Genomic DNA, 20,780 nt, shown 5'->3' with positions numbered 1-20,780 from the left:
TGTCAAGAGGTGCGGTCGGGGTCTGGGTGAGAAGAACGCTGGTCAAAGTGGGGATATGCCCGGGTCGACCGGCCTTGACCGATTCCGCGCGGTGGTCTGACTGACGCGTCAGTTGGAGGGGTGTGGTTAGATCGGGGCCGGGACAGCACACCGGCAGAGGGAGGACCAGGAGTGCCCACCGCGGCCGAGAGCGCCACCAGCACACCGCCCGCCGAGCCGGAACGGGACGCCCGCCGCGCGGCGATCCTCGACGCGGCCGCGCGGCTGATCGCCGAACGCGGCTACCACGCCGTGCGGGTCGCCGACATCGCGCGCGAGGTGGGGACCAGCACCGGCGCGGTGCACTACTACTTCCCGGGCAAGAACGACGTGCTCACCGCGGCGCTGCGTAGCGCGGTGGACCGCGCGTTCGAACGGCAGAGCGCGGAGCTGCGCCGCTTGGACGACGCGCACGCGCGGCTGCTCCGGCTGATCGAGATGCAGCTGCCGAAGGTCGGCGTGGTGCGCGACGAGTGGTCGGTGTGGATGCAGTTCTGGGCGGAGGCGACGATCAACCCGGAGCTGCGCCCGGTGCACAACGCCTTCTACGCGCGCTGGCACGACACGATCGCCCGGATCGTCCGCCGCGGCCAGCGGCAGGGCACCTTCTCCGCCGACGTCGACCCGGACGAGGTGGCCGTGCGGCTGAGCGCCCTCACCGACGGCCTGGCGATCCAGGTGCTGACCGGAGCGCCGGGCATCACGGTGACGGTGATGCGGGAGGTCCTGGTGGCTTTCGTGCGCCGCGAACTGTCCGTGTGACGAGTCGGGTACGGCGTCGGCAGGTGGCCCGCCACCTGCCGACGCCGAGCTGTCACTGGCCGGCCGCTGTGCCCCCCCTCCGGGCTCACCGCCAGCGGCCGGAGTCGCCGGGCTCGTTGACGATGCGGGGCAGCCCCAGCGGGTTCGCGTCCCGCAGCGCGAGCGGAAGCAGTGCGTCCGGGGCGTTCTGGTAGGTCACCGGGCGCAGGAAACGCTCGATGGCCGCCGTGCCGACCGAGGTGTGCGACACGGCGGTGGTGGCGGGGTAGGGACCGCCGTGGTGCTGGGCCGGGGTGACCGCCACCCCGGTCGGCCATTCGTTGAACACCACGCGACCGCTGCATCGCGCCGCCACCTCGACCAGCGCGGCCAGGCGTGCCCGTTCCTCCCCGTCCGGACGGTTCGACGTCTGCACCGTGACCGTCAGGCTTCCCGCCACCGCGGCGAGGAGTCCGGGCAGGGCATCGTCCACTTCGTACTCCGCGATCACCGCGGAGGGGCCGAAGTTCTCGTCCAGGAGCACGTCGCGGTGCTCGTGCAGGTTCTGCACCGGCCCCGCGTGGAACAGGGCCGGGCTGACCGCGGGAATGCCGGACGGATCGGCGTGTTCCCGCCCGCTCGTCAGAACCTTGACACCGGCCACGTTCGCCAGTTCGCCGAGCCGCTCGTGGTACCGCCGCGCGATGCCGGTCGTGAGCATCCGGGCGGGCGGCACGCCGTCGGCGAGCTCGGCCACGCGCTCCGGCAGGCCGGTGCCCCGGGGGAGGAGGAGCACGCCCGGCTTGGTGCAGAACTGACCCGCGCCGAGGGTGAACGATCCGACGAAGCCCTCGGCGATCTGCTCGCCGCGCTCGCGTGCCGCTTCCGGGGTGACGATCGCGGGGTTGATGCTCCCGAGCTCGCCGAAGAACGGGATGGGCGAGGGCCGCGAGGCGGCGATGTCGAAAAGGGCCCGGCCACCCGCGACCGATCCGGTGAACGCGGCCGCGGCGACGCGCGGGTCCCGCAGCGCCCGCACGCCGGCGTCCCGGCCGGTGATCAGGTCGAAGGTGCCCTCCGGCGCCCCGGCACCGAGCAGTGCCGAGCGGACGAGGTCCGCGGTGAGCCGCGAGGTCGCGGGGTGGCCGGGGTGGGCCTTCAGGAGTACGGGGCAGCCTGCGGCGAGGGCGGAGGCGGTGTCTCCGCCGGCCACCGAGAAGGCGAACGGGAAGTTACTCGCGGCGAAGACGAGCGCCGGGCCGAGCGGGACCAGCCAGCGCCGCAGATCCGGCCGGGCGCCGAGGGCGTATCCGGGGTCGCTGCGGTCGATGACGATGCGGAGACAGGAGCCGTCGCGCAGCAGATCGGCGAACATGCGCAGCTGCACGGTGGTCCGCTTCACCTCACCGGTGAGGCGGGCCTCGGGGAGGCCGGTCTCCGTCACGGCGGCGGCGACGAGGTCTGCCGTGGCGGCGTCGAGTGCGTCGGCGACCGCGGAGAGCGCCTCGGCGCGCGGGCGCGGTGCCCACTGCCCCCACTCCGGTGCCGCCGTGGCCGCCGCGTCCAGACATCGGTCGACCTCCGCGGCCGGTGTCTCGTGCTCCGCACTGTCCACTGTGGTCATGCCAGCTTCCTTTCGATCGCTTCAGGAACGGATTTCGCCGAGACGCCCGCGGTGGAAGACGAGGGGGTCGCCGTCGCCCGCTTCCAGGTGGCGGACGCGGGCGATCACGATGACGTGGTCGCCGCCGTCGAGCTCGTGCCGGGTTTCGCAGTCGATCCAGGCGTGCGCCCCGGAGATGCGCGGGGTGCCGTGCGGGGATTCGTGCCAGTCCACCGCGCTGAACTTGTCCTCGCGTTTGCTGGACAGCGCCCGGCACACGTCCTCCTGCCCGGCGGCGAGGACGCTGGCGCTGAACCGGCCTGCCGGGCGGATCTTCGGCCAGCTGCTGGAGGTCAGCGCGACGCTGAAGCTGACCAGGGGCGGGTCCAGGGACAGGGACTGGAACGTGCCGACGACGAGGCCCGCGGGCTCCCCGGTCCGGCGGCGGCCGGCGACGACCACGACACCGGTGGGCAGGTGTCCCATCACGTCGCGGAAGTGCCGGGGTTCGATCGTCGAAGGTGAGGTGATCACGGGAGTTCCTCCAACCAGGTGGTGGTCAGCGTGCGCCGGTGAGGTGCGTGGCGAGTTCGCGTGCGGTCCGCAGCCCGCTTTCGATGGCGCCGTCGATGAAGCCGGCCCACAGGCCGGCGTGGTCGCTGCTGGCGAAGTGCAGGACGCCTTCCGGTTGCTGCTGGGCGTTCAGGTACCGGGTGACCTGGTACGGACGGTGCATCATCCACGTCTCCCGCGAATAGGGGTCGGACATCCAGTCGTGGCCGGTCGTGTCCAGGACGTCGAGGTCGTCGCGCCACACCCGCAGCGCCGCGGTCACCGCGTCGCAGTCGTCCGGCGAGATCCGGGCGGCGTCCGCGCCGAAGGCGACCAGGACGGCGTCGTCGTCCCCGAGGTATTCGGTGCGCACGACCGACAGGGGATGGGCGGCCGGGGAATAGGCGAAGAACGGCTCGATCGGCCCGCGCACGCGGATCCACACCTTGACGCCCTTCGATGCCGCCTTCTCCTTGCTCGCGGCGAGCTTCCCGGCGCACAACGGCGGGGAGACCTCCAGGTCGCCGAGGATGTTCTGGGGCAGCGTCACCACGACCCGCCGCGCGCGAATCCGCTCACCGGCGGCCGTGGTGAGCACCGCGCGGTCCGGCCCGTGATCGATCCGGCGCACTTCCGTGGAGGTGCGGATCTCGGCGCCGGCGTCGGCGGCGATCGCGTCGACCAGGGACCGGGTGCCGCCGGCGAGCCGGAAGACCGCCGACGCCTCGTGCATGAGGTGCCAGGATCCTGCGGTGGCGGCGGTCCAGCGCAGCGCGCTGGTGAAGGCGCCGTCGGCGAGGGGAGCGTTGAAGTGCCCGACCCACGCCGCCTCGTTGGCGTGGTACTCCTCGGCCGGCAGGGCGAGTTCGTCGAGCTTGTCCTGCACGCTGAACCCGTCGACCTCGGCCAGTGCCGGCTCGGCGAGCGGCTCGGCGGGGCGGGGGAGCCAGCGCATGGTGCCGGCCAGGAGGCGCCGCATGCCGGGGTCGATGAGCTGCATGAACTCCTCCAGCGTGCCGGTGCGGACCTCGTCGCCGGCCAGCCAGTACGCCTGCTCGGGGCGGGGACCGCGGGTCACCGCGAGGCCGTAGCGGGTCACCTCGGCCCACACGTGCGGCTGCACCCAGTGCAGCCAGGTGCCGCCCATCTCCAGGTCGCGGCCCAGCCGGTGGTCGGTCCACACGCGGCCGCCCAGCCGGTCGCGGGCTTCCAGCACGAGAACCCGGAGGCCCTTGGCGCTCAGCTCACGGGCGGCGACCAACCCGGCGATCCCGCCGCCGATCACGGCGACGTCGACTTCCTCAGGCACTGTGACACTCCGTCGTGGTCGGAATCCTGAACTAGATGTTCATAAAATGAACACGGCAGCATTGTGACTTCTCGTCCCGGGAACCGTCAAGAGCCGAGAAACGTCAAGCGTAGAAGCAATTTTTCCGCCGGAGGGTTGACGGGCGAGGATGACCCGTGTCACCTTGTTCGAACATAACGGTCAATATGTGAACACTACGCAGGAGTGGATCATGCCCTCGTCGAACGTCGCCGAAGCCCTCGCCACACTCGCCGCAGGCGGGAAGGTCCTCGTGGTCGATGACGAGGACCGGGAGAACGAGGGCGACCTGATCATGGCCGCCGAGCACGCGACCACCGGCGAGGTTGCGTTCTTCCTGGAGCACACCTCGGGTTTCCTGTGCGTCGCGATCGACGAGGACCGGGCGGACGCCCTCGGGCTGGACCTGATGGTCGCGGACAACACCGAGAGCCAGCGCACCGCGTTCCTGGTCAGCGTCGACTACCGGCACGGAACCACCACCGGGATCAGCGCGGAGGACCGGGCGAAGACGATCCGCGCCCTGGCCGATCCGGGCCTGCAGCCCGTCGACGACGCCCGGCCTGGTCACGTCATGCCGTTGCTCGCCAAGCCCGGTGGGGTGCGGCAGCGGCGCGGGCACACCGAAGCGGGAGTGGAGCTGTGCCGGCGGGCCGGGCTGAGCGGAGCCGCCCTGCTGTGCGAGATCGTCACCCCGGACCGGCGGCGGATGATGCGCGGCCCGGAGCTGACCGAGTTCGCCGCGCGCCACGGCATTCCGATGATCTCCATCGAGGACCTGGTCCGCTGGCTGGACGGCGGCGATCCCGCGGTGCGCCGCACCGGGCAGGCCGCCATCCCCACCGACCTCGGCACCTTCCAGGTCCGCGCCTACCGGTCCGGCGACGTCGAGCACGTGGCGCTGACGATGGGCGACCTCGACGGCGGGGACGTGCTCGTCCGGCTGCACAGCGAATGCCTCACCGGTGACCTGCTCGGCTCGCTGCGCTGCGACTGCGGGGCGCAGCTGCGCATGGCGCTGGAGGCGATCGCCACCGAGGGGCGCGGCGTCGTCGTCTACCTGCGCGGGCACGAAGGCCGGGGGATCGGGCTGGGGCACAAGCTCCGCGCCTACCAGCTGCAGCAGTACCAGGGACTGGACACGCTGGAAGCGAACGTCGCGCTCGGCTTCCCGGTCGACAGCCGCGACTACACCGCCGCCGCGTGGATCCTCGCCGACCTCGGCGTCTCCTCGGTCCGGCTGTTGACCAACAACCCGGACAAGTGCCGCGCGCTCACCGGCTGCGGCGTGACCATCAACGAGCGCCTCACCCTCGAAGCCCCGGCGAACGAGCACAACACGGCTTACCTCGCGGCCAAACGGCACCGCATGGGCCACCGGCTCGAACAGATCGCCTGATCTCACCACTCGGAAGAAGGAGCACGACGATGACGTCTCGGCGGATGCGCTTGTTCGCCTTCGATTTCCAGGGCCCCGCGCACCTCTCGGCGGGCCTGTGGCGCCACGAGCGGGATCGCAGCGCCGGCTACACGGACCTGCGCTACTGGACGGACTACGCGAAGCTGCTGGAGGAGGGCCGGTTCGACGGGATCTTCTTCGCGGACAACGTCGGATACCACGACGTGTACCAGGGCAGCGTCGCCGCCGCTCTCGCCGACGCCGCGCAGATCCCCGCCAACGACCCGTTCCTCGTGGTCTCGGCGATGGCGAGCGTGACCGAGCACCTCGGGTTCGGCCTGACCGGCTCGACCTCCTACGAGCACCCCTACGCGCTGGCGCGCCGGTTCACCACGCTGGACCACCTCACCCGCGGCCGCGTCGGGTGGAACCTGGTGACCTCCTACGCCGACAGCGCCGCCCGCAACCTGGGCACCGGACAGCAGGTCCCGCACGACGAGCGCTACGACATGGCCGCCGAGTACCTGGAGGTCTGTTACAAGCTGTGGGAGGCCTCGTGGCAGGACGACGCAGTCGTCCGCGACCGGGCCACCGGGGTCTATGCCGACCCCGCCCGCGTGCACGAGATCGGCCACCACGGCAAGTACTTCACCGTGCCCGGCATCGCGCTGTGCGAACCGTCGCCCCAGCGCACCCCGGTCATCTTCCAGGCCGGCGGCTCGTCCAAGGGACGGGCGCTCGCCGCGGCGCACGCGGAAGCGGTCTTCGTCAACGCCGTGTCGATGCCCGCCCTCACACGGCAGGTCGGCGCGGTGCGGGGCCTAGCCGCCGAAACCGGCCGGGATCCGGGCAGCGTCAAGGTGCTGCAGATGCTCAACGTCGTGGTCGCCCCCACCGACGAAGCCGCCCAGGAGAAGTACGAGTCCTACCGCCGCCTGGTGAGCTACTCCGGCGCGATGGCCCGCTACAGCGGCTGGACCGGCCTGGACATGGCCCAGTTCGACCCCGACGTGCCGCTGCGGCACGTCAAGACCAACGCCGGGCAGACCATGGTCGACCTCTTCTCCAAGATGGACCCGGACAAGGAGTGGACACCGCGCGACATCGCCGAGTTCATCGGCATCGGTGGCACCGGCCCCACCATCGTCGGGTCCCCGGCCACCGTGGCCGCCGAGCTGATCCGCTGGATGGACGAAACCGGCGTCGACGGGTTCAACCTCGGGCACGCCGTGAAACACGCCGACATCGCCGACTTCATCGAGCTCGTCGTCCCCGAACTGCAGCGCCGCGGTGCGATGTGGACCGAGTACGAAGGCAGCACCCTGCGGGAGAAGCTCTACGGGCCCGGTACCGTCCGGCTCCGCGACGACCACCCCGGGCACGCCTTCGCCCACCGGGCACGCACGCTGGAGCTGAGCCACTGATGCAGACCTCCGAACTCCGCGACGTCGCCATCGCCCTGCGCACCGCGCGGAACAACCGCGAAGCGATCCCGGCGCCGACGAAGACCTGGCCGGACCTCGACGCCGACAGCGCCTTCGCCGTCCAGCGCATGGGCGCCGAAGCCGCGGTCGCCGAAGGGGACCGCGTGGTGGGCTACAAGCTGGGCAACATCGCCAAGGCCATGCAGGACGCGTTCGGCCTCGATCAGCCCGACTACGGCCACCTGCTGGCGAGCACCTTCGCCTGCGAGGGCACCACGATCGACCGGAGCCGGTTCATCGCGCCGTTCGTGGAGCTGGAACCGGCGTTCGTCCTCAAGGGCCACCTGCGCGGGCCCAACGCCACCGTCGCCGAGGTCATCACCGCGGTCGATTACGTCCTGCCCGCGATCGAGATCATCGACTCCCGCGTCGAGAACTGGGCCATCGACCTGCCGGACACCCTGGCGGACAACGGATCCACCGGCGCGGTCGTCCTCGGCGGCACACCGCGGTGCCTGACCGACCTGACCTTGCGCGACACACCGGGCGTGCTGCACTTCGCCGGCCGCCCGGTCATGTCCGGGAACACGGGCAACATCCTGGGCAACCCGCTGGCCGCGACCGCCTGGCTGTGCAACCGGCTCGCCGCCTACGATGTCGCGTTCGCCCCGGGGGAGGTGATCCTCCCCGGAAGCTGTCTGGAAGCCGTGCCGATGCGCGAGGCCGGCCACTGGTCGGGCACCTTCGACGGCCTCGGAACCGTCGAGTTCGACGTCGCGTAACCCCCACCGCAAGGAAGTGATCAACGATGACCACGACCCACAACCCCGGTGACGTCGGGGAAACCGAGAAGACCCGGACCGCCAAACGACGCTTCCTCGCCAAGCTGACCGCAGCCACGGTCGGCGGCATGTTCATCGACGGCTACATCCTGGGCATCGTCGGCAACGCCATCGGCGCGGTCAACGACGAGCTCGGTATGTCGCTGTTCATGGAGGGCCTCACCGGCGCGGCCGCCCTGATCGGCATCTTCTTCGGCGGGCCGCTCGGCGGGTGGCTCGCCGACAAGCTCGGGCGCAAGCCCATGTTCACCCTGGACCTGGCCCTGTTCATCATCGGCTCGGTGCTGCAGTTCTTCGTCGACTCGGCCTGGCAGCTGTTCTTCGTGCGGCTGCTGATGGGCGTCGCGATCGGCGCCGAGTACTCGGTGGGCTGGCCGCTGCTCGCGGAGTTCGCGCCCGCCCGCTTGCGGGGCAGGCTGATGTCGCTGTCCGAGGTGTTCTGGTACGTCGGGTTCATGCTGGCCTCCGCCGTGGCCTACGTCCTGGTCGCGGTGTTCTCCGTGGACTGGCGGATCGTGCTGGGCACCAGCACCGTGCCCGCCGTGATCCTGTTCGTGGTCCGGTTCGGGCTGCCCGAATCGCCCCGCTGGCTGATGAACCAGGGCCGTGTGGAGGAGGCCCACCGGATCGCGCACACCTACCTGGAGGAGCCGGAGGACGCGCTCGACCCGGGTGACGGGCGGCCCCGCCGCGGTGCGCTCGGGATGCTGTTCTCCCGCGACTACTGGCGCGCGACGACCTTCATCTCGGTGTTCTGGTTCTGCGCCGTCGCGCCGTACTTCGCCATCGCGACCTTCGCCGCCAGCGTGCTGGCCGACTACGGTCTCGGCGACGGGCTGGTCGGCGCACTCGGCGTCAACGGGCTCGCCCTGCTCGGCGTCTTGGTCTCCCTGCTGCTGATCGACCGGATCGGGCGGCGCAAGCTCACGATCCCGCAGCAGTGGGTGGCCGCCGTGGTCCTGGTGGTCATCGGGTCGTGGCCCGGGGCGCCGGCCGGTGTGGTGCTGGTCTGCTTCCTGGTCTTCGCCTTCGCCAACGCCATGTGCACGGCGCTGACCGGCGTCTACCCGGGCGAGATCTTCCCCACCGAGATCCGCGGTGTCGGCACCGGGTTCGCGACCGCGTTCAGCCGGATCGGCGCCGGCGTCGGCACGTTCCTGCTCCCGTGGTCGATGCACAACCTGGGGGCCGGGCCGACCATGCTCATCGCGGCCGGGGTCTGCGTCGTCGGCGCGGTGGTCTCCCAGGTCCTCGCGCCGGAGACGATGGGCAGGCCGTTGAGCGAGACCTCGGCGCCGCACCGCCCGTAACCTCGTCCGCGCGCGTTCGTATACTGAACACCCTGGGTGTTCTCTGAACGCGTGACGAGGAGGGGCGATGGGGGACGAGCAGACGGAGCTGACCAACAAGTCGGTCGCGAAGGCGGTGCGCCTGCTGCGCGAACTGGCGGCTCAACCGCGCACCGGTGCCACCGCCACCGTGCTCGCGAAAGCCGCCGGCCTGAGCAGGCCCACCGCGTTCCGTCTGCTGCTCAGCCTGGAGCAGGAGGGGCTCGTCGACCGGATCGACAACAACTACATCCTCGGCTGGGAGCTGGCCCGGCTCGGCCGCCGCGCCGACCCGCACGCCGGCCTGGTGGCGCGGGCCCAGCCGTTGCTGCAGGAGCTGGCGGACAAGTTCAACGAGTCGGTGACCCTGTCGGTGCCGAACGCCGAGGGCGGGCTGGACCTGGTGGCGGAGGCCGCCGGCTCGCACGTGCTGGGTGTCCTCGGCCGCAACATGATCGGGCAGCGTTATCCGCTGCACGCCAGCTCGACCGGCAAGGTGCTGCTGGCCGAGCAGCCACCCGAGCGTTTGCCGGCGCTGCTGCCGGAGAAGCTCGAGGCCTACACGCCGCACACCATCACCGACCGGGCGGTCCTGTTGCGGGAGCTGGAACAGGTCCGCGAACAGGGCTTCGCCATCATCGACAACGAGCTGGAACCCGAGCTGCTGTCGTTGTCCCGCCCCATCCGCGACGCGAGCGGAACCCTGGTGGCGATCCTCACGCTGAACGGCCCGCGCACCCGGTTCGGCCGCGCGCAGATCCCCGAGGCGCTGAACCAGATGCAGAACACGATCGACCGGCTGAGCGAGGCCTTCTGGCACGATCCGGCGGCCGGCTGACCGGCACGGCACGGGTGGACGGTGTCAGCCGGAGCTCAGGCGGACCGGGGTCCCGTCGGGCACGTCATGCAGCTGCCGCGCGATCGGTCCGCGGATGCGCATGCAGGTGACCGCGTCCTTGGCGACGAGGTTGTCGTCGTCGTACTCGCCGCCGAGTACGAAGAACCGCAGCGGGATCAGCCGTTCGTCGTAGTCGAGGGCGCCGTGGACGCGCTGCCAGCGGGTGGCGAAGGCGCGCGCGGCGTGTGCGTCGGCGTCGGAGGCGAGCCATTCGGTCCAGCCGGACAGGGTGTCGCTGAGGAACTCGCGGTGCCCGGTCTCCGGGTCGAAGGTGACGACCCGGGCGTTGTCCTCGATCGCGAACTGCACTCCGAAGAGGTCCTGGCCGAAGCACAGCAGGCCGTCGGCGAGGCCGGAGTAGGTGTCCTTCCAGGTTTCCGGTGCGTTCCACCGGATCAGCTCCGGGCCGAGCCCCTCCGGGCCGACGCGGAAGACCTGAGCACCGGCGTTGGCGAGCGTGAACCCGTTGACCCGGCTCAGCAGGTCCGCGAGTTCGCCCACCGGCCCGTGGGCGGCGCCGAGGTCGGCGCGCACCGCGGCGCCGAGGGGGTGGCGGCCGGCCCGGAGCAGCTCGTCGAAGGCGGGATGGGTGCGCATGTCAGTCGGTCTCCCTGATCACGAAGGTGTCGCCGGGGTCGAGGTTCTTCGTCTGGCCTCCCATGGTGGCACCGGCGGAGCGGTTGTCGCGGGACGGGATGAGCTTGACGCTCGGGTCCCAGTCGTCGTGACGCCTGCCGCCCTCCACGCTCATGGCGGGCGGGAACTCGTCCCGGTCATGACCCGGCAGTCCGACGTCCCGGCCGTACGGGATACCCTGCATCGCCTCGTCCCGGCGGGCTTCCTTTTCGGCGGCGTTCTTGTCGACCGTGAGCACCTCCGGGGTGGACCGGCCCATCACGTAGGTGTCGCCGGACCAGATCTGGCCCCGCTGCGACTCCCGGATGTGTTGCAGGCTGTCCTTGTGCCGGTCCCGGTCCAGGTACACCTCGACCGGCGATTTCTTGCCGTCCAGGGCCTGGGCGGTGTGGTGCAGCTCGTTGCGCGCCTGCGAGCTCGCGTTGAGCACGGCGTCGCCCGCGTGGTTGCCCAGGAAATCCACGGTGTCCGGGGTGAGCGCTTTGCCGACTGCTTCCAGCTGGTCGTTGCCGGTCACGCTGGCGAGCCATTCCGAGGCGGCGTCCACGGCGCGGGCCGCGGTCTCGACACCGGTCTCGGCGACATCGTCCAGTGTCCGTCCGGCCAAGCTCGCGAGGTTGCCGAGCGCGCGAAGGTTTTCCGCCTCCGGCACGTCACCCTTGCTCCCGGTCGAGCCCGGCGCGCCGGGCGTCTTCGGCGTCTTGCCCGGATTCGCGACCTCGGCGCCCCTCAGGTCGTCGCCCATCGTCTTGATGTTCGCCGCCGCCACGGCGTACCTGTTCTGGTTCTGCTCGGCGGTCGTGGCGACGAGGTTGCGGGTGACGACTTCGCTTTCCTCCGGGGACAGCAGGGTTTTGCCGAGCTGGTCGTCGGCGTCGGCGCGGGCGGTGTTGGCCGCCGTGTCCTGCCGGGCGCTGGAGATCTCGTTGCCGCTCGCCGTGGCGAACCGGGTGAGGGCCCGGGCGTCGTCGCCCGCCGCCTGCGCGTCCGCGGCCGACGTCCGGGCGCGTTCCCGCGCCGCCTCGGCCGGCTCGCCACGCCACTCCTGGCCGGTGTGGCCGGCGAACCGGTGCGCTTCGTCCCGCGCGGGCTGGGTGTCCTCACCGGCCCGGCTCCACGCCTCGCCGGCCTCGTGGATCCCGTCCGGCCGGGCAGGGGTCGGTGCGAGTGACTCCACTTCCCGCGTGAAGTCACTCTGCGCCGGCTCCGTCGTGCTCGGATCGCGCCGGCCGTCGGTGGCCTCCCGCTCCGCTGTCCGTCCGGAGTCCTCCTGCTGCCGCGCTTCCGGGCCCGCACCATCGGGGGATCGGTCCGATGTGGACCGTTCGTCGGCGGGGGCCTCCCCTTGCGTTTCACCCGCGCGGTTCTCACCGGACGGCTGCTCCCCGGACGGTGAGCCCTTCGCGGGCTGGTCCGCGGACGGAGCCGGATCCGATGACGCTGGTGCCGCGGGCGCGGCTCCACCGGAGTCCGCCGGGGGAGCGCCGCCGCTTCCTGGTGACCCGGCCATTCCCGACCCCCTCGCTGCCGCTCGTCCGTGGTGAGCAGTCTCGGGGGTGGTGGTCCTGCCGCGGTGGCCCGTGACCTGTTCCGGTCACCCCGGACGGAGCGCGCTCACCTGCGCATCGGAACGTGCTGCCCGCTCAGGAGGCCGCGGGGTGGAACGGCTCGTGCTCGCCGCGGAACGCGGCCGAAGTCCGGGCCAGTGCGCCCGCCCGTAGCTCGGTCACCCGGCTCGTCTCGGCGAGCGTCGCCAGAGACGGGCCGCCCAGGTAGGCCGCGCCGAGGTCGGTCGCGCGCACGCACAACTCGGCCGGGGCCGTGGTCCGCGAGCACGTCACCCGGGCGCCGTCCGCGGTCAGCCGGTACCGGCCGGAGTTCCACGGGCAGAACGAGTCGCACACGGACAGCACCACGTTCAGCGGCGTGGCGTACCGGCGCACGGCCAGTGCGCGCTCCACGTCGACCAGCCGCACCCACAGGTTGTCCACCGGCGCGAGCTGCCCGCGCGGCAGCGGTGAATCCACCGGCACCAGCGCCGACACCCGGCGAGGGCCCGCCAGCAGGAACCGCCACAGCGCCGCGTGAGCCTGGTCCGTCGTCGCGACCACCCTCGGCGACCCGCAGCGCGCCCGCGTCGCCCCTGCGGTAGAGCGCGTAGCCGGTCACCTCGCCCTCCGGCGAGTCGTGCACCGCGGCCGACGTGAGCAGCGTGTCCCAGAACCGCGGCGGCCGCGAAGTCCAGCCCACCGACCTCGGCCGCACCGCGTCGTACACCGGTTCGAGCAACGCCCCTGCCGACGATCCGTCCAGCAGCCGGATCCGGCCCGCCCCCAGGTCCGCGTCCGGCCGGAGCACGCCGCGCGCGTGCAGCCGCACCGCTCGCGCCGCTGGCCCGAACCCGAACCGCGCGCAGCTCCCAGCGCCCGACGCGATCGTCTCGCCCGACTCGTACAACTCGGTCAGCTGCCGTCCCATCAACTCCGCCAGCAGCCAGTCCTGCGCGGGGGAGACCGCCACCACCTCGGCGACCGGCACCACCGCCCCGGGCACCGTCAGCTCCCGCGACACGACTGTCACACCGCCGACGATCTCGCCCTCGTCCACCGCCACGATCGTGCGGCCGCGCTCGGCCGTGCCCCCGCAGCCTGTGCTGCGCGGGCTCCGTCAGCGGCCGGAAGTGCACACAGCCGGTGTAACCCGGCGGGCCGGTCGCGCGCCAGAGGATTCCGCCATCACCCGCGCGGGTCCCGCCAGCCGCTGCGACAACGACCGCGACGTGGCCGACAGCAGGCGCGCCAGCTCGCGCGGCCGCGCCCCGGCCACCCGCACCACCGCGCTGATCGCCGCGGCGACCCGGCCCGACGGGTCCCGCACGGGTGCGGCCACCACCAGCTCGTCCGGCGTGATCGTGCCCCGCGCGACGGCCACCCCAGACCGGCGGATGAACGCCAGCTGCCGCCGCAGCTCCCCGGGATCGGTGATCGTGTACCGCGTGTACCGCGCCAGCGGCGACCGCAGCACCTTCGGCCTGGAACGCGGGCTCGGCGTGGGCCAGCCGCACCAGCCCGGTGCCGGTGGCGTGCATCGGCCACCGGTCGCCCACCCGGCTGTTGGTCGCGGCGGCCCGCGCCCGCAGGGTCTCCACGTAGACCACCTCGCGCCCGTCCCGCACGGCCAGGTGCACGTTCCCGCGAGTCAGGGAGTGCAGGTCGTCCAGGAACGGGAACGCCGCTTCCCGCAGTTGCAGCTCGCGCGGGGCCAGCGCGGCCAGTTCCAGCAACCGCAGTCCCACCGAGTACCGGCCCGCCGGGTCCCGTTCCAGACCGCCCCACGACACCAGCTCGCCCGCCAGCCGGTGTGCCGTCGGCAAGGTCAGCCCGGCCCGGCGCGCGATGTCGCCCAGCGACAGCGACCGGTGCCGCGGCCCGAACGCGGACAGCACGGCCAGCACCCGGCCCGCCGCGGTGGTCATCTCGCGCTCCCGACCGGCGCGGGCGCCGCGACGCGGCCCGGCACCGGCAGCACCAGCACCGCCACCAGGCTCACCGCGCACAACAGTCCCAGGTAGAGCGCGATCGGCGGCGGGGAGTGGTAGGCGCCGTAGAGGCCCGTCGCGGCCGGGTGTCACCGCGCCGCCCACCAGGCCGCCCATCTGGTAGGCGATCGACGCGCCGCTGAACCGCATCCGCACCGGGAAGATCTCGGTGAACAACGCGCCCTGCGCCCCGGCCATGATCGCCTGCACGATCCCGGCGACCAGGAACGACAGCAGCGCCGCGCCCACGCTGCCGGTGTCGACGAGCAGGAACAACGGGAACGCCCACGCGACCGCCGCGGCCGCGCCCCAGCGCGTACACCCGTTTGCTGCCCCACCGGTCCGCGCACCGCGCCGCCACGTAGATCCGGCGATCCACGGCACCGTGGAGGCGAGGATCAGCGTCAGCAGCGTGCTGCGCCCGAACCCGGCGGCCTGGGTGCCGTAGCTGAGCATGTGGACCATCACCGTGTAGCCCACCGCGGGCGGCGCGATCGCGGCGAGGCTCGCCAGCACCAGCGTCCCCGGGCGCTCGCGGATCAGCGTCGCCGCCGGCACCCGGCTGACCTGCCGCTGCTGGCGGACCCTCTGGAACTCGGGGCTCGGTGAGCGTGCGCCGCACCAGCATCCCGACTACCAGCAGCGCGACGCTGACCAGGAACGGGATCCGCCAGCCCCAGGTGGCGAACCCGTCCCCGGTGGTCTCCACCACCAGCAGGAACACCAGGTTCGAGGCCAGCACCCCGATCGGCACGCCGAACTGCGCGAAGCTGCCGTACACCGCGCGCTGCCGCGGCGTGGCGTGCTCGGTGGCGACCAGCACCGCGCCACCCCACTCGCCGCCGACGCCGAACGCCTGCACCAGCCGCAGGAACACCAGCAGGATCGGCGCCGCGACCCCGATCGCGGCGTAGGTCGGCAGCAGGCCGATCAGGAACGTGGCGAGCCCGGCCAGCATGAGCGTCAGCACCAGCATCGACTTGCGCCCGATCCGGTCGCCGAAGTGCCCGATCACTGCACCGCCGAGCGGCCGCGCGATGAACCCCACCGCGAACGTGCCGAACGCGGCGAGCGTCCCGGCCAGCGGGGAGAACGACGGGAAGAACAGCGATCCGAACACCAGAGCCGAGGCGCTGCCGAAGACGTAGGAGTCGTACCACTTGATCGACGTCCCGACGCAACTGGCCAGCAGGATCGAGGCCCTGGTGGGTGGAGTGCCTGCCACGGGAGCACCCACCTTCGACGTCGGAACCGGGTGCCTCCAGTAAAGGAGCACCGCCCGCGCGCGTCGTCGGCCTGTTGCCGCGCCCGGCCCGCGACGGATGTCGCATCGACCGGTCGCGCCCGGGGAGTGCCGGCCTCAGAGTTCGAGAGCGCGCAGCAGGATTCGCAGGAGCCCGTCGAGGGTGCCGAGCTGCTCCTGGTCCAGCGCCGACAGCAGCCGGGTGACGTTGGCGGTGTGTGCCGTCATCGCGTCGTCCACGGTGGCGTAGCCCTGGTCGGTGAGCCGGACGCGGAAGCTGCGGCGGTCCGCGGGGTCGAGGGTGCGCTCGACGAGCCCGGCCGCCTCCAGCCGGTCCAGCCGGTTGGTCATGCCCGCGCGGGTCAGCATCAGGGTCGCGGACAACTGCGACGGCGTCAGCGTGTACGGAGCGCCGGAGCGCCGGAGCGCCGCGAGGACGTCGAACTCGCCCCTCTGCAGCCCGAACGAGGTGAAGACCGTCTCCTGCGCCGGGCCCAGCAGGAGCCCCACGCGGCCCAGCCGCCCGGCGACGGCGATGGCGTCGAGGTCCAGGTCCGGTCGTTCCCGCTGCCACGCCTCGATCACGGCGTCGACGGCGTCGGCCGGCTGTTCGTTCGTCTCACTCACGGCTCCCAGTCTATTCGATGACGAGACTATCCGACGCCGTCCTATTCGACGCCGTGCTATTCGGCGCCGTCTTATTCGGCGCGAGATAGTTTGACAGCTTACTATCAGCCGTGTGACTATAAGGCCATGAGCACACCACCACTGACCGACCAGGAGGCTCCGCCACTCCTGGTACGGCGAGACGAGGCGGAAGTCCTGGGCGCGGGGCCGGCCACGGTCTCGCTGCTTGCCGACGTGCCCTCGACCGCAGGGTTCCTGAGCGCCACGCGCACGACGCTGGACGAGGGACAGGACGGGGCCGCGCCCCACTACCACCGCACCTCGGCGGAGACGTTCTTCGTCCTCGGCGGTGTCCTGGAGGTCCTGGTCGGCGAGGAGATCGTCACGGCGCGGGAAGGCGACCTGCTGTTCGTGCCGCCGGGCACCGTCCACGCGTTCGGCGCGGCCCCGGGATCCGGCGCCGACCTGCTGATCGTGTTCACCCCCGGTGTCGAGCGGTTCGGGTACTTCCGGCTCCTCGACCGGGTCCGCCGGGGCGACGCCGAACCGGCGCACGTCCTCGATGCGCAGGACCGCTACGACAACCACTTCGTGGACAGCACCGTCTGGCGGGACTTCCGCCGGGCCGACCGATGAGGAGACAACCCGTGCGCAAGGTCATCAACTCCACCTACGCCACCCTCGACGGCTTCATCGACAACCCGCACGAGTGGTCCCTGCAGTACTCCAACGAGGAAGCGCAGGCCTACGCCTTCACGATGACCACCGCCGCCGACGCGCTACTGCTGGGCCGCGTCACCTACGAAGGCATGGCGCAAGCGTGGCCGCAGATGGGCGGAAACCCCTACGCCGATCACGTCAACGGCATCACCAAGTACGTCGTCGCGTCGCAGCCGGTCGACACGTCGGCCTGGAACCCGACCGTCGTCATCCCCGGTGACGACGTCGTCTCCCGCGTCGCGGCGCTGAAGGAGCAGGACGGCGCCGACATCCTGATCTGGGGCGCCGGCCGGCTCACCGACACGCTCGCGGCGGCCGGCCTTCTCGACGAGTACCGGATCTGGGTGTGCCCGGTCATCAAGGGCCAGGGCGAGCCGCTGTTCCGCGAGGACAGCGCCATGAGCCTCGACCTGCTCGGCACGACGACGTTCACCACCGGCGCCGTCGTCCACACCTACCGGCCCGCCACGGCCACGTCCTGAACCGCACCGGAGGAGAAGATCGTGAACGACGAAGTCACCGGCTACATCGCGAAGACGCTGCCCTGGCAGGCCGAGATCTGCACCAAGCTGCGCGAGATGGTGCACGCCACCATCCCGGACGCCGGGGAACAGCTGCAGTACGGCAAACCGCACTTCCTCAAGAACGGCAAGCACGCCGCGGTGATCCACGTGGCGCGGAACAAGGTGTCGTTCATGGTGTTCGAGGCCGGCGACGTCGAACCCGTCAAGGGCGTGCTGAGATCCCTGGGCAACGGCGACCGCAAGGCCGCCGACTTCACCGAGGGGCAGGACGTCGACTACGACCTGCTCGCCGGCGTCCTCGCCCGGACCAGCGGCAAGCTCTGACCCGGCCCGGGCCGCCCACGGCGGGCGGCCCGGGAACCCTTTCCGCGTCACGAAAGACGCCTCGCTCCGCTCTTCCGCGGCCCGGCATCCTCGGGTGGACCAACAGCGAGGAGCGGTTATGACGACTGTTCTGCCGGGCCCCGGGGCCCTGGTCACGGAGAACACCCACCTCGTCGGCGGCGACTGGGTTCCCGCGGCCGGCGGGGACAGCATCGACGTGCTCGACCCGTCCACCGGGGATGTCCTCGCCCGGGTCCCGCGCGGCGGACCCGCCGACGTCGACGCCGCCGTGACCGCTGCGGCGGAAGCCTTCCCGGCCTGGCGCGACACCCCGGCCACCGAGCGCGCCGCGCTGATCCTGCGCTGGGTGCGGCTGATCGAGCAGCACGAAACCGAGATCGACCGGCTCGAATCACGCGAGGTGGGCCGCCCGCACTGGGGACCGCCGCCGCTGGCGCGCATCCTCACCTTCATCGCCGGCCAGGCCGACAAGGTCCAGGGTGTGTCGCTGCCCGCCGGTCCCGGTGTGCTCGGCCTGACCCTGCGCGAGCCCTACGGCGTGGTCGGCAGCATCATCCCGTGGAACGCGCCCGGCCCGATGTTCGTCAACGACGCCGGCGCCGCCATCGCCGCGGGCAACACCATCGTCGTCAAACCGGCCGAGGACGCGCCGCTCACCCCGCTCGCGCTGGCCCGGCTCGCGCTCGAGGCGGGCATCCCGCCGGGCGTGATCAACGTCGTCACCGGGTACGGCGGCGAAGCCGGCGCGGCCCTGCCCGTGCACCCCGGCATCCGGCGGACGAGCTTCACCGGCTCCCCGGAAACCGGCTCGCTCGTCATGGCCGCCTGCGTGCGCAACCTCGTGCCGCTGCACCTGGAACTCGGCGGCAAGTCCCCGCAGATCGTCTTCGCCGACGCCGACCTGGACACCGCCATCCCGGCGATCGCGATGGGTATCACGCTCATCAACGCCAAGCAGCACGCCCGCGTTCTCGACTACGTGCGCGTGGGCCGGGAGGAGGGCGCCGAACTGGTCCTCGGCGGCGGCGTCCCGGACGGGTTCGACCGCGGGTTCTTTGTCGAGCCCACGCTGTTCGACCACGTCGCCCCGGACATGCGCATCGCGCAGGAGGAGATCTTCGGCCCGGTGCTGTCGGTCATCCCCGTCGAGTCCGAAGAGGACGCTCTGGAGGTGGCCAACGGCACCGGCTACGGCCTGGTCGCCTCCGTCTGGACGCGGGACCTCGGCCGCGCCGTGCGGATGTCGAAGGGACTGCAGGCCGGGCAGGTCGCGGTCAACGCCGCACTCGGCGCCGGGGTCACCGGCCGCTCCGACCACCTCCTCGGCGTCGACCCCGCCGACGCCGGCTACCGGCCCACCGACTGCTGGACCACCCTCGGCGGCCTGGCCCGCGACACCCGCCGGGTGCGGCTCGGCGCGCTGGTCGGCGCCGCCACGTTCCGGCAGCCCGGCATCCTCGCCACCATCGTCGCCGGCGTCGACGAGATGAGCGGCGGCCGCGTCGAACTCGGCCTGGGCACCGGCTGGTACGAGCGGGACGATGGAGTTCGGCGACACGGCCACCGGGTGCCGGGTCCGCATGCGGATGCCGTGCCCGCGGTGATCGGGGTGCTGGTGGCCGACGACCACGCCGTGGTGCGGCGGGGGATCGCGGCCTACCTGGAAAGCACCGAGGGCATAGAGGTGGTCGGCGAGGCCGTCGACGGGGACCGGGCGCTGGCCGAGCTGGCGCGGCTGGCCGCGCTGGGGTCGCTGCCGCCGGTGGTGCTGATGGATGTGCTGATGCCCGAGCTGAACGGCATCACCGCCTTGAAGGCGATCACGGCGAAGTACCCGGGCGTGCGGGTGGTGGTGCTGACGAGCTTCGGGGAGACCGAGCGGGTGCACGCGGCGCTGCAGGCGGGGGCGGCCGGGTTGACGCGGCAGCTGGTGTCGCCGCCGATGGGCCTGGCGGCGCTCACCGCGCGGGAACGCACGATCCTGGCGCTGGTCGGGCGCGGGTTGTCCAACCGGCAGATCGCGACGAAGCTGTCGATCAGCGAGCGCACGCCGCGCACGCACGTGAGCCACGTGCTGACGAAGCTCCAGCTGCCGTCGCGGACGCAGGCGGCGTTGTTCGCGAGGGTTGATCGACGCGGGTTGATCGCTGGTGGCGAAACCGTCATGCTCACGGCGAACACGGGTGTTGTGCTTGCCTTGTCCCGCCTAGGTTCGGGGCATGACTCTACGAGTGCTCCCGTCGGCGAACGCGTCGGCCTCTTTGGACGATTCGGTGTACGGGCAGCTGTTGCGTGACCGGATCGTGTTCCTCGGCACGGAGGTGACCGACGCGGTCGCCAACCGGATCACCGCGCAGCTGTTGCTGCTGGCGGCCGAGGATCCGCACAAGGACATCACGTTCTACATCAACTCGCCGGGCGGTTCGGTCACCGCCGGAATGGCGATCTACGACACGATGCGACTGATCAAACCGGACGTTTCCACGTGGGGACTGGGGTTCGTGGCGTCGATGGGCCAGTTCCTGCTGTCCTCCGGGACGCCCGGAAAGCGCTATCTGCTGCCGAACACGCGGGTGGTGATGCACCAGCCGTCGGCCGGGATCGGCGGCGCGGCCACGGACATCGCGATCCAGGCGGAGGTGTTCGGGCGGATGAAGCGCCGCCTCGCGGAGATCACGGCGCGCCAGACGGGGCAGCCGGTGGAACGCATCACGGCCGACGCGGACCGCGACCGCTGGTTCGACGCCGACGAGGCGCTCGCCTACGGATTCGTGGACCACATCGTCGGCGCCGGTGAGGAGGCGGTGAGCGCCTAGGGACGAAGAGCTCGCCGGTCGGCGGCCGCCAGCACGCGGTCCGCCACGGCCGCGTTCCGTCCGGTGGGGTTGCGCGGCCTCCGCGGGCCTGAGGCGTGCAGGGTCACCCCGCTGCCGGGCCCCTGGCCCCCGCTGTGCACCTGGTGCCCCGCCGCGGCGCGCCCCCTCACCCCCTACC

General features: G+C 71.9%; 20 protein-coding genes and 2 pseudogenes. 11 read left to right on the top strand and 11 right to left on the bottom strand.

Annotated features, from left to right (window positions below; genetic code table 11):
• Positions 1-171 precede the first annotated feature (171 nt).
• Complete coding sequence (locus tag D0D15_RS17425) at positions 172-801, top strand: TetR/AcrR family transcriptional regulator (protein WP_094002604.1); 630 nt, start codon at positions 172-174, stop codon at positions 799-801.
• Between the two features lie 85 nt (positions 802-886).
• On the opposite strand, the gene D0D15_RS17420 is transcribed toward D0D15_RS17425, so the two are convergent.
• The 3 genes from D0D15_RS17420 to D0D15_RS17410 are packed head-to-tail and all read right to left on the bottom strand — an operon-like array spanning position 887 to position 4,244.
• Complete coding sequence (locus D0D15_RS17420) at positions 887-2,404, bottom strand: aldehyde dehydrogenase (NADP(+)) (protein WP_094002605.1); 1,518 nt, start codon at positions 2,402-2,404, stop codon at positions 887-889.
• 21 nt (positions 2,405-2,425) lie between these two features.
• On the bottom strand, positions 2,426-2,917 hold the full coding sequence (locus D0D15_RS17415) for a flavin reductase family protein (RefSeq protein WP_233156970.1): 492 nt from the start codon (positions 2,915-2,917) through the stop codon (positions 2,426-2,428).
• A gap of 25 nt (positions 2,918-2,942) precedes the next feature.
• Positions 2,943-4,244, bottom strand: a complete 1,302-nt coding sequence (locus D0D15_RS17410; protein ID WP_094002606.1) for a flavin monoamine oxidase family protein — start codon at positions 4,242-4,244, stop codon at positions 2,943-2,945.
• A gap of 211 nt (positions 4,245-4,455) precedes the next feature.
• On the opposite strand from D0D15_RS17410, the gene ribA reads away from it, so the two are divergent.
• The 5 genes from ribA (at position 4,456) to D0D15_RS17385 (ending at position 10,093) form a co-directional block, all read left to right on the top strand.
• Positions 4,456-5,661, top strand: a complete 1,206-nt coding sequence (ribA, locus tag D0D15_RS17405; protein WP_115944569.1) for a GTP cyclohydrolase II — start codon at positions 4,456-4,458, stop codon at positions 5,659-5,661.
• A gap of 29 nt (positions 5,662-5,690) precedes the next feature.
• Positions 5,691-7,085, top strand: a complete 1,395-nt coding sequence (locus tag D0D15_RS17400) for an LLM class flavin-dependent oxidoreductase (RefSeq protein WP_094002608.1) — start codon at positions 5,691-5,693, stop codon at positions 7,083-7,085.
• Positions 7,085-7,867 carry a 2-keto-4-pentenoate hydratase gene (locus D0D15_RS17395; RefSeq protein WP_094002609.1) on the top strand — a complete coding sequence of 261 codons (783 nt, stop codon included), beginning with the start codon at positions 7,085-7,087 and terminating at the stop codon, positions 7,865-7,867. Before D0D15_RS17400 ends, D0D15_RS17395 begins: the two co-directional genes overlap by 1 nt.
• Before the next feature lie 26 nt (positions 7,868-7,893).
• Positions 7,894-9,237 carry an MFS transporter gene (locus D0D15_RS17390; protein ID WP_094002610.1) on the top strand — a complete coding sequence of 448 codons (1,344 nt, stop codon included), beginning with the start codon at positions 7,894-7,896 and terminating at the stop codon, positions 9,235-9,237.
• Between the two features lie 67 nt (positions 9,238-9,304).
• Entirely contained in the window at positions 9,305-10,093 is a 789-nt protein-coding gene (locus tag D0D15_RS17385) for an IclR family transcriptional regulator (protein WP_094002611.1), read from the top strand.
• A 24-nt stretch (positions 10,094-10,117) separates the two neighbouring features.
• Here D0D15_RS17385 and D0D15_RS17380 read toward each other — a convergent pair whose 3' ends face one another.
• The 8 genes and pseudogenes from D0D15_RS17380 to D0D15_RS17350 all read right to left on the bottom strand — a co-directional run bounded on the left by D0D15_RS17380 (position 10,118) and on the right by D0D15_RS17350 (position 16,197).
• On the bottom strand, positions 10,118-10,750 hold the full coding sequence (locus D0D15_RS17380) for an SMI1/KNR4 family protein (RefSeq protein ID WP_094002612.1): 633 nt from the start codon (positions 10,748-10,750) through the stop codon (positions 10,118-10,120).
• A gap of 1 nt (position 10,751) precedes the next feature.
• Entirely contained in the window at positions 10,752-11,966 is a 1,215-nt protein-coding gene (locus tag D0D15_RS17375; RefSeq protein WP_115944568.1) for a NucA/NucB deoxyribonuclease domain-containing protein, read from the bottom strand.
• Positions 11,967-12,432: 466 nt separating this feature from the next.
• A complete protein-coding gene (locus D0D15_RS17370) occupies positions 12,433-12,900 on the bottom strand; it encodes a sterol carrier protein domain-containing protein (protein ID WP_094002614.1) in 468 nt (155 codons plus the stop codon).
• Positions 12,901-13,195: 295 nt separating this feature from the next.
• A pseudogene (locus D0D15_RS37830) lies at positions 13,196-13,411 on the bottom strand (GNAT family N-acetyltransferase); the annotation flags it as partial.
• Between the two features lie 45 nt (positions 13,412-13,456).
• The gene (locus tag D0D15_RS37700) at positions 13,457-13,813 is read right to left on the bottom strand and encodes an IclR family transcriptional regulator domain-containing protein (protein ID WP_341867308.1); all 357 of its coding nucleotides are present in this window, start codon (positions 13,811-13,813) and stop codon (positions 13,457-13,459) included.
• A gap of 73 nt (positions 13,814-13,886) precedes the next feature.
• Positions 13,887-14,264: pseudogene (locus tag D0D15_RS37825) on the bottom strand (helix-turn-helix domain-containing protein); the annotation flags it as partial.
• Between the two features lie 70 nt (positions 14,265-14,334).
• The gene (locus D0D15_RS17355) at positions 14,335-15,552 is read right to left on the bottom strand and encodes an MFS transporter (RefSeq protein WP_233156972.1); all 1,218 of its coding nucleotides are present in this window, start codon (positions 15,550-15,552) and stop codon (positions 14,335-14,337) included.
• Between the two features lie 135 nt (positions 15,553-15,687).
• Positions 15,688-16,197 (bottom strand): MarR family winged helix-turn-helix transcriptional regulator, encoded by a 510-nt coding sequence (locus D0D15_RS17350; protein ID WP_094002615.1) that lies wholly within the window; start codon positions 16,195-16,197, stop codon positions 15,688-15,690.
• Between the two features lie 126 nt (positions 16,198-16,323).
• On the opposite strand from D0D15_RS17350, the gene D0D15_RS17345 reads away from it, so the two are divergent.
• The 5 genes from D0D15_RS17345 (at position 16,324) to D0D15_RS17325 (ending at position 20,602) form a co-directional block, all read left to right on the top strand.
• The gene (locus D0D15_RS17345; protein WP_094002616.1) at positions 16,324-16,833 is read left to right on the top strand and encodes a cupin domain-containing protein; all 510 of its coding nucleotides are present in this window, start codon (positions 16,324-16,326) and stop codon (positions 16,831-16,833) included.
• An 11-nt stretch (positions 16,834-16,844) separates the two neighbouring features.
• Positions 16,845-17,399 carry a dihydrofolate reductase family protein gene (locus D0D15_RS17340; protein ID WP_094002617.1) on the top strand — a complete coding sequence of 185 codons (555 nt, stop codon included), beginning with the start codon at positions 16,845-16,847 and terminating at the stop codon, positions 17,397-17,399.
• Positions 17,400-17,420: 21 nt separating this feature from the next.
• Positions 17,421-17,765, top strand: coding sequence for a DUF1801 domain-containing protein (locus D0D15_RS17335; RefSeq protein WP_094002618.1), 345 nt, complete (start codon positions 17,421-17,423; stop codon positions 17,763-17,765).
• Between the two features lie 118 nt (positions 17,766-17,883).
• Positions 17,884-20,082 (top strand): aldehyde dehydrogenase family protein, encoded by a 2,199-nt coding sequence (locus D0D15_RS37045; RefSeq protein WP_094002619.1) that lies wholly within the window; start codon positions 17,884-17,886, stop codon positions 20,080-20,082.
• Positions 20,006-20,602 carry a ClpP family protease gene (locus D0D15_RS17325; RefSeq protein ID WP_094002620.1) on the top strand — a complete coding sequence of 199 codons (597 nt, stop codon included), beginning with the start codon at positions 20,006-20,008 and terminating at the stop codon, positions 20,600-20,602. The genes D0D15_RS37045 and D0D15_RS17325 overlap by 77 nt, the downstream gene beginning before the upstream one ends.
• The last annotated feature ends 178 nt before the right edge of the window (positions 20,603-20,780 follow it).

Origin of the sequence: Amycolatopsis thermalba (assembly GCF_003385215.1) — a bacterium.
In the GTDB taxonomy this organism is placed as follows: domain Bacteria; phylum Actinomycetota; class Actinomycetes; order Mycobacteriales; family Pseudonocardiaceae; genus Amycolatopsis_E; species Amycolatopsis_E thermalba.
This window is presented reverse-complemented; position numbering and strand designations above follow the sequence as displayed.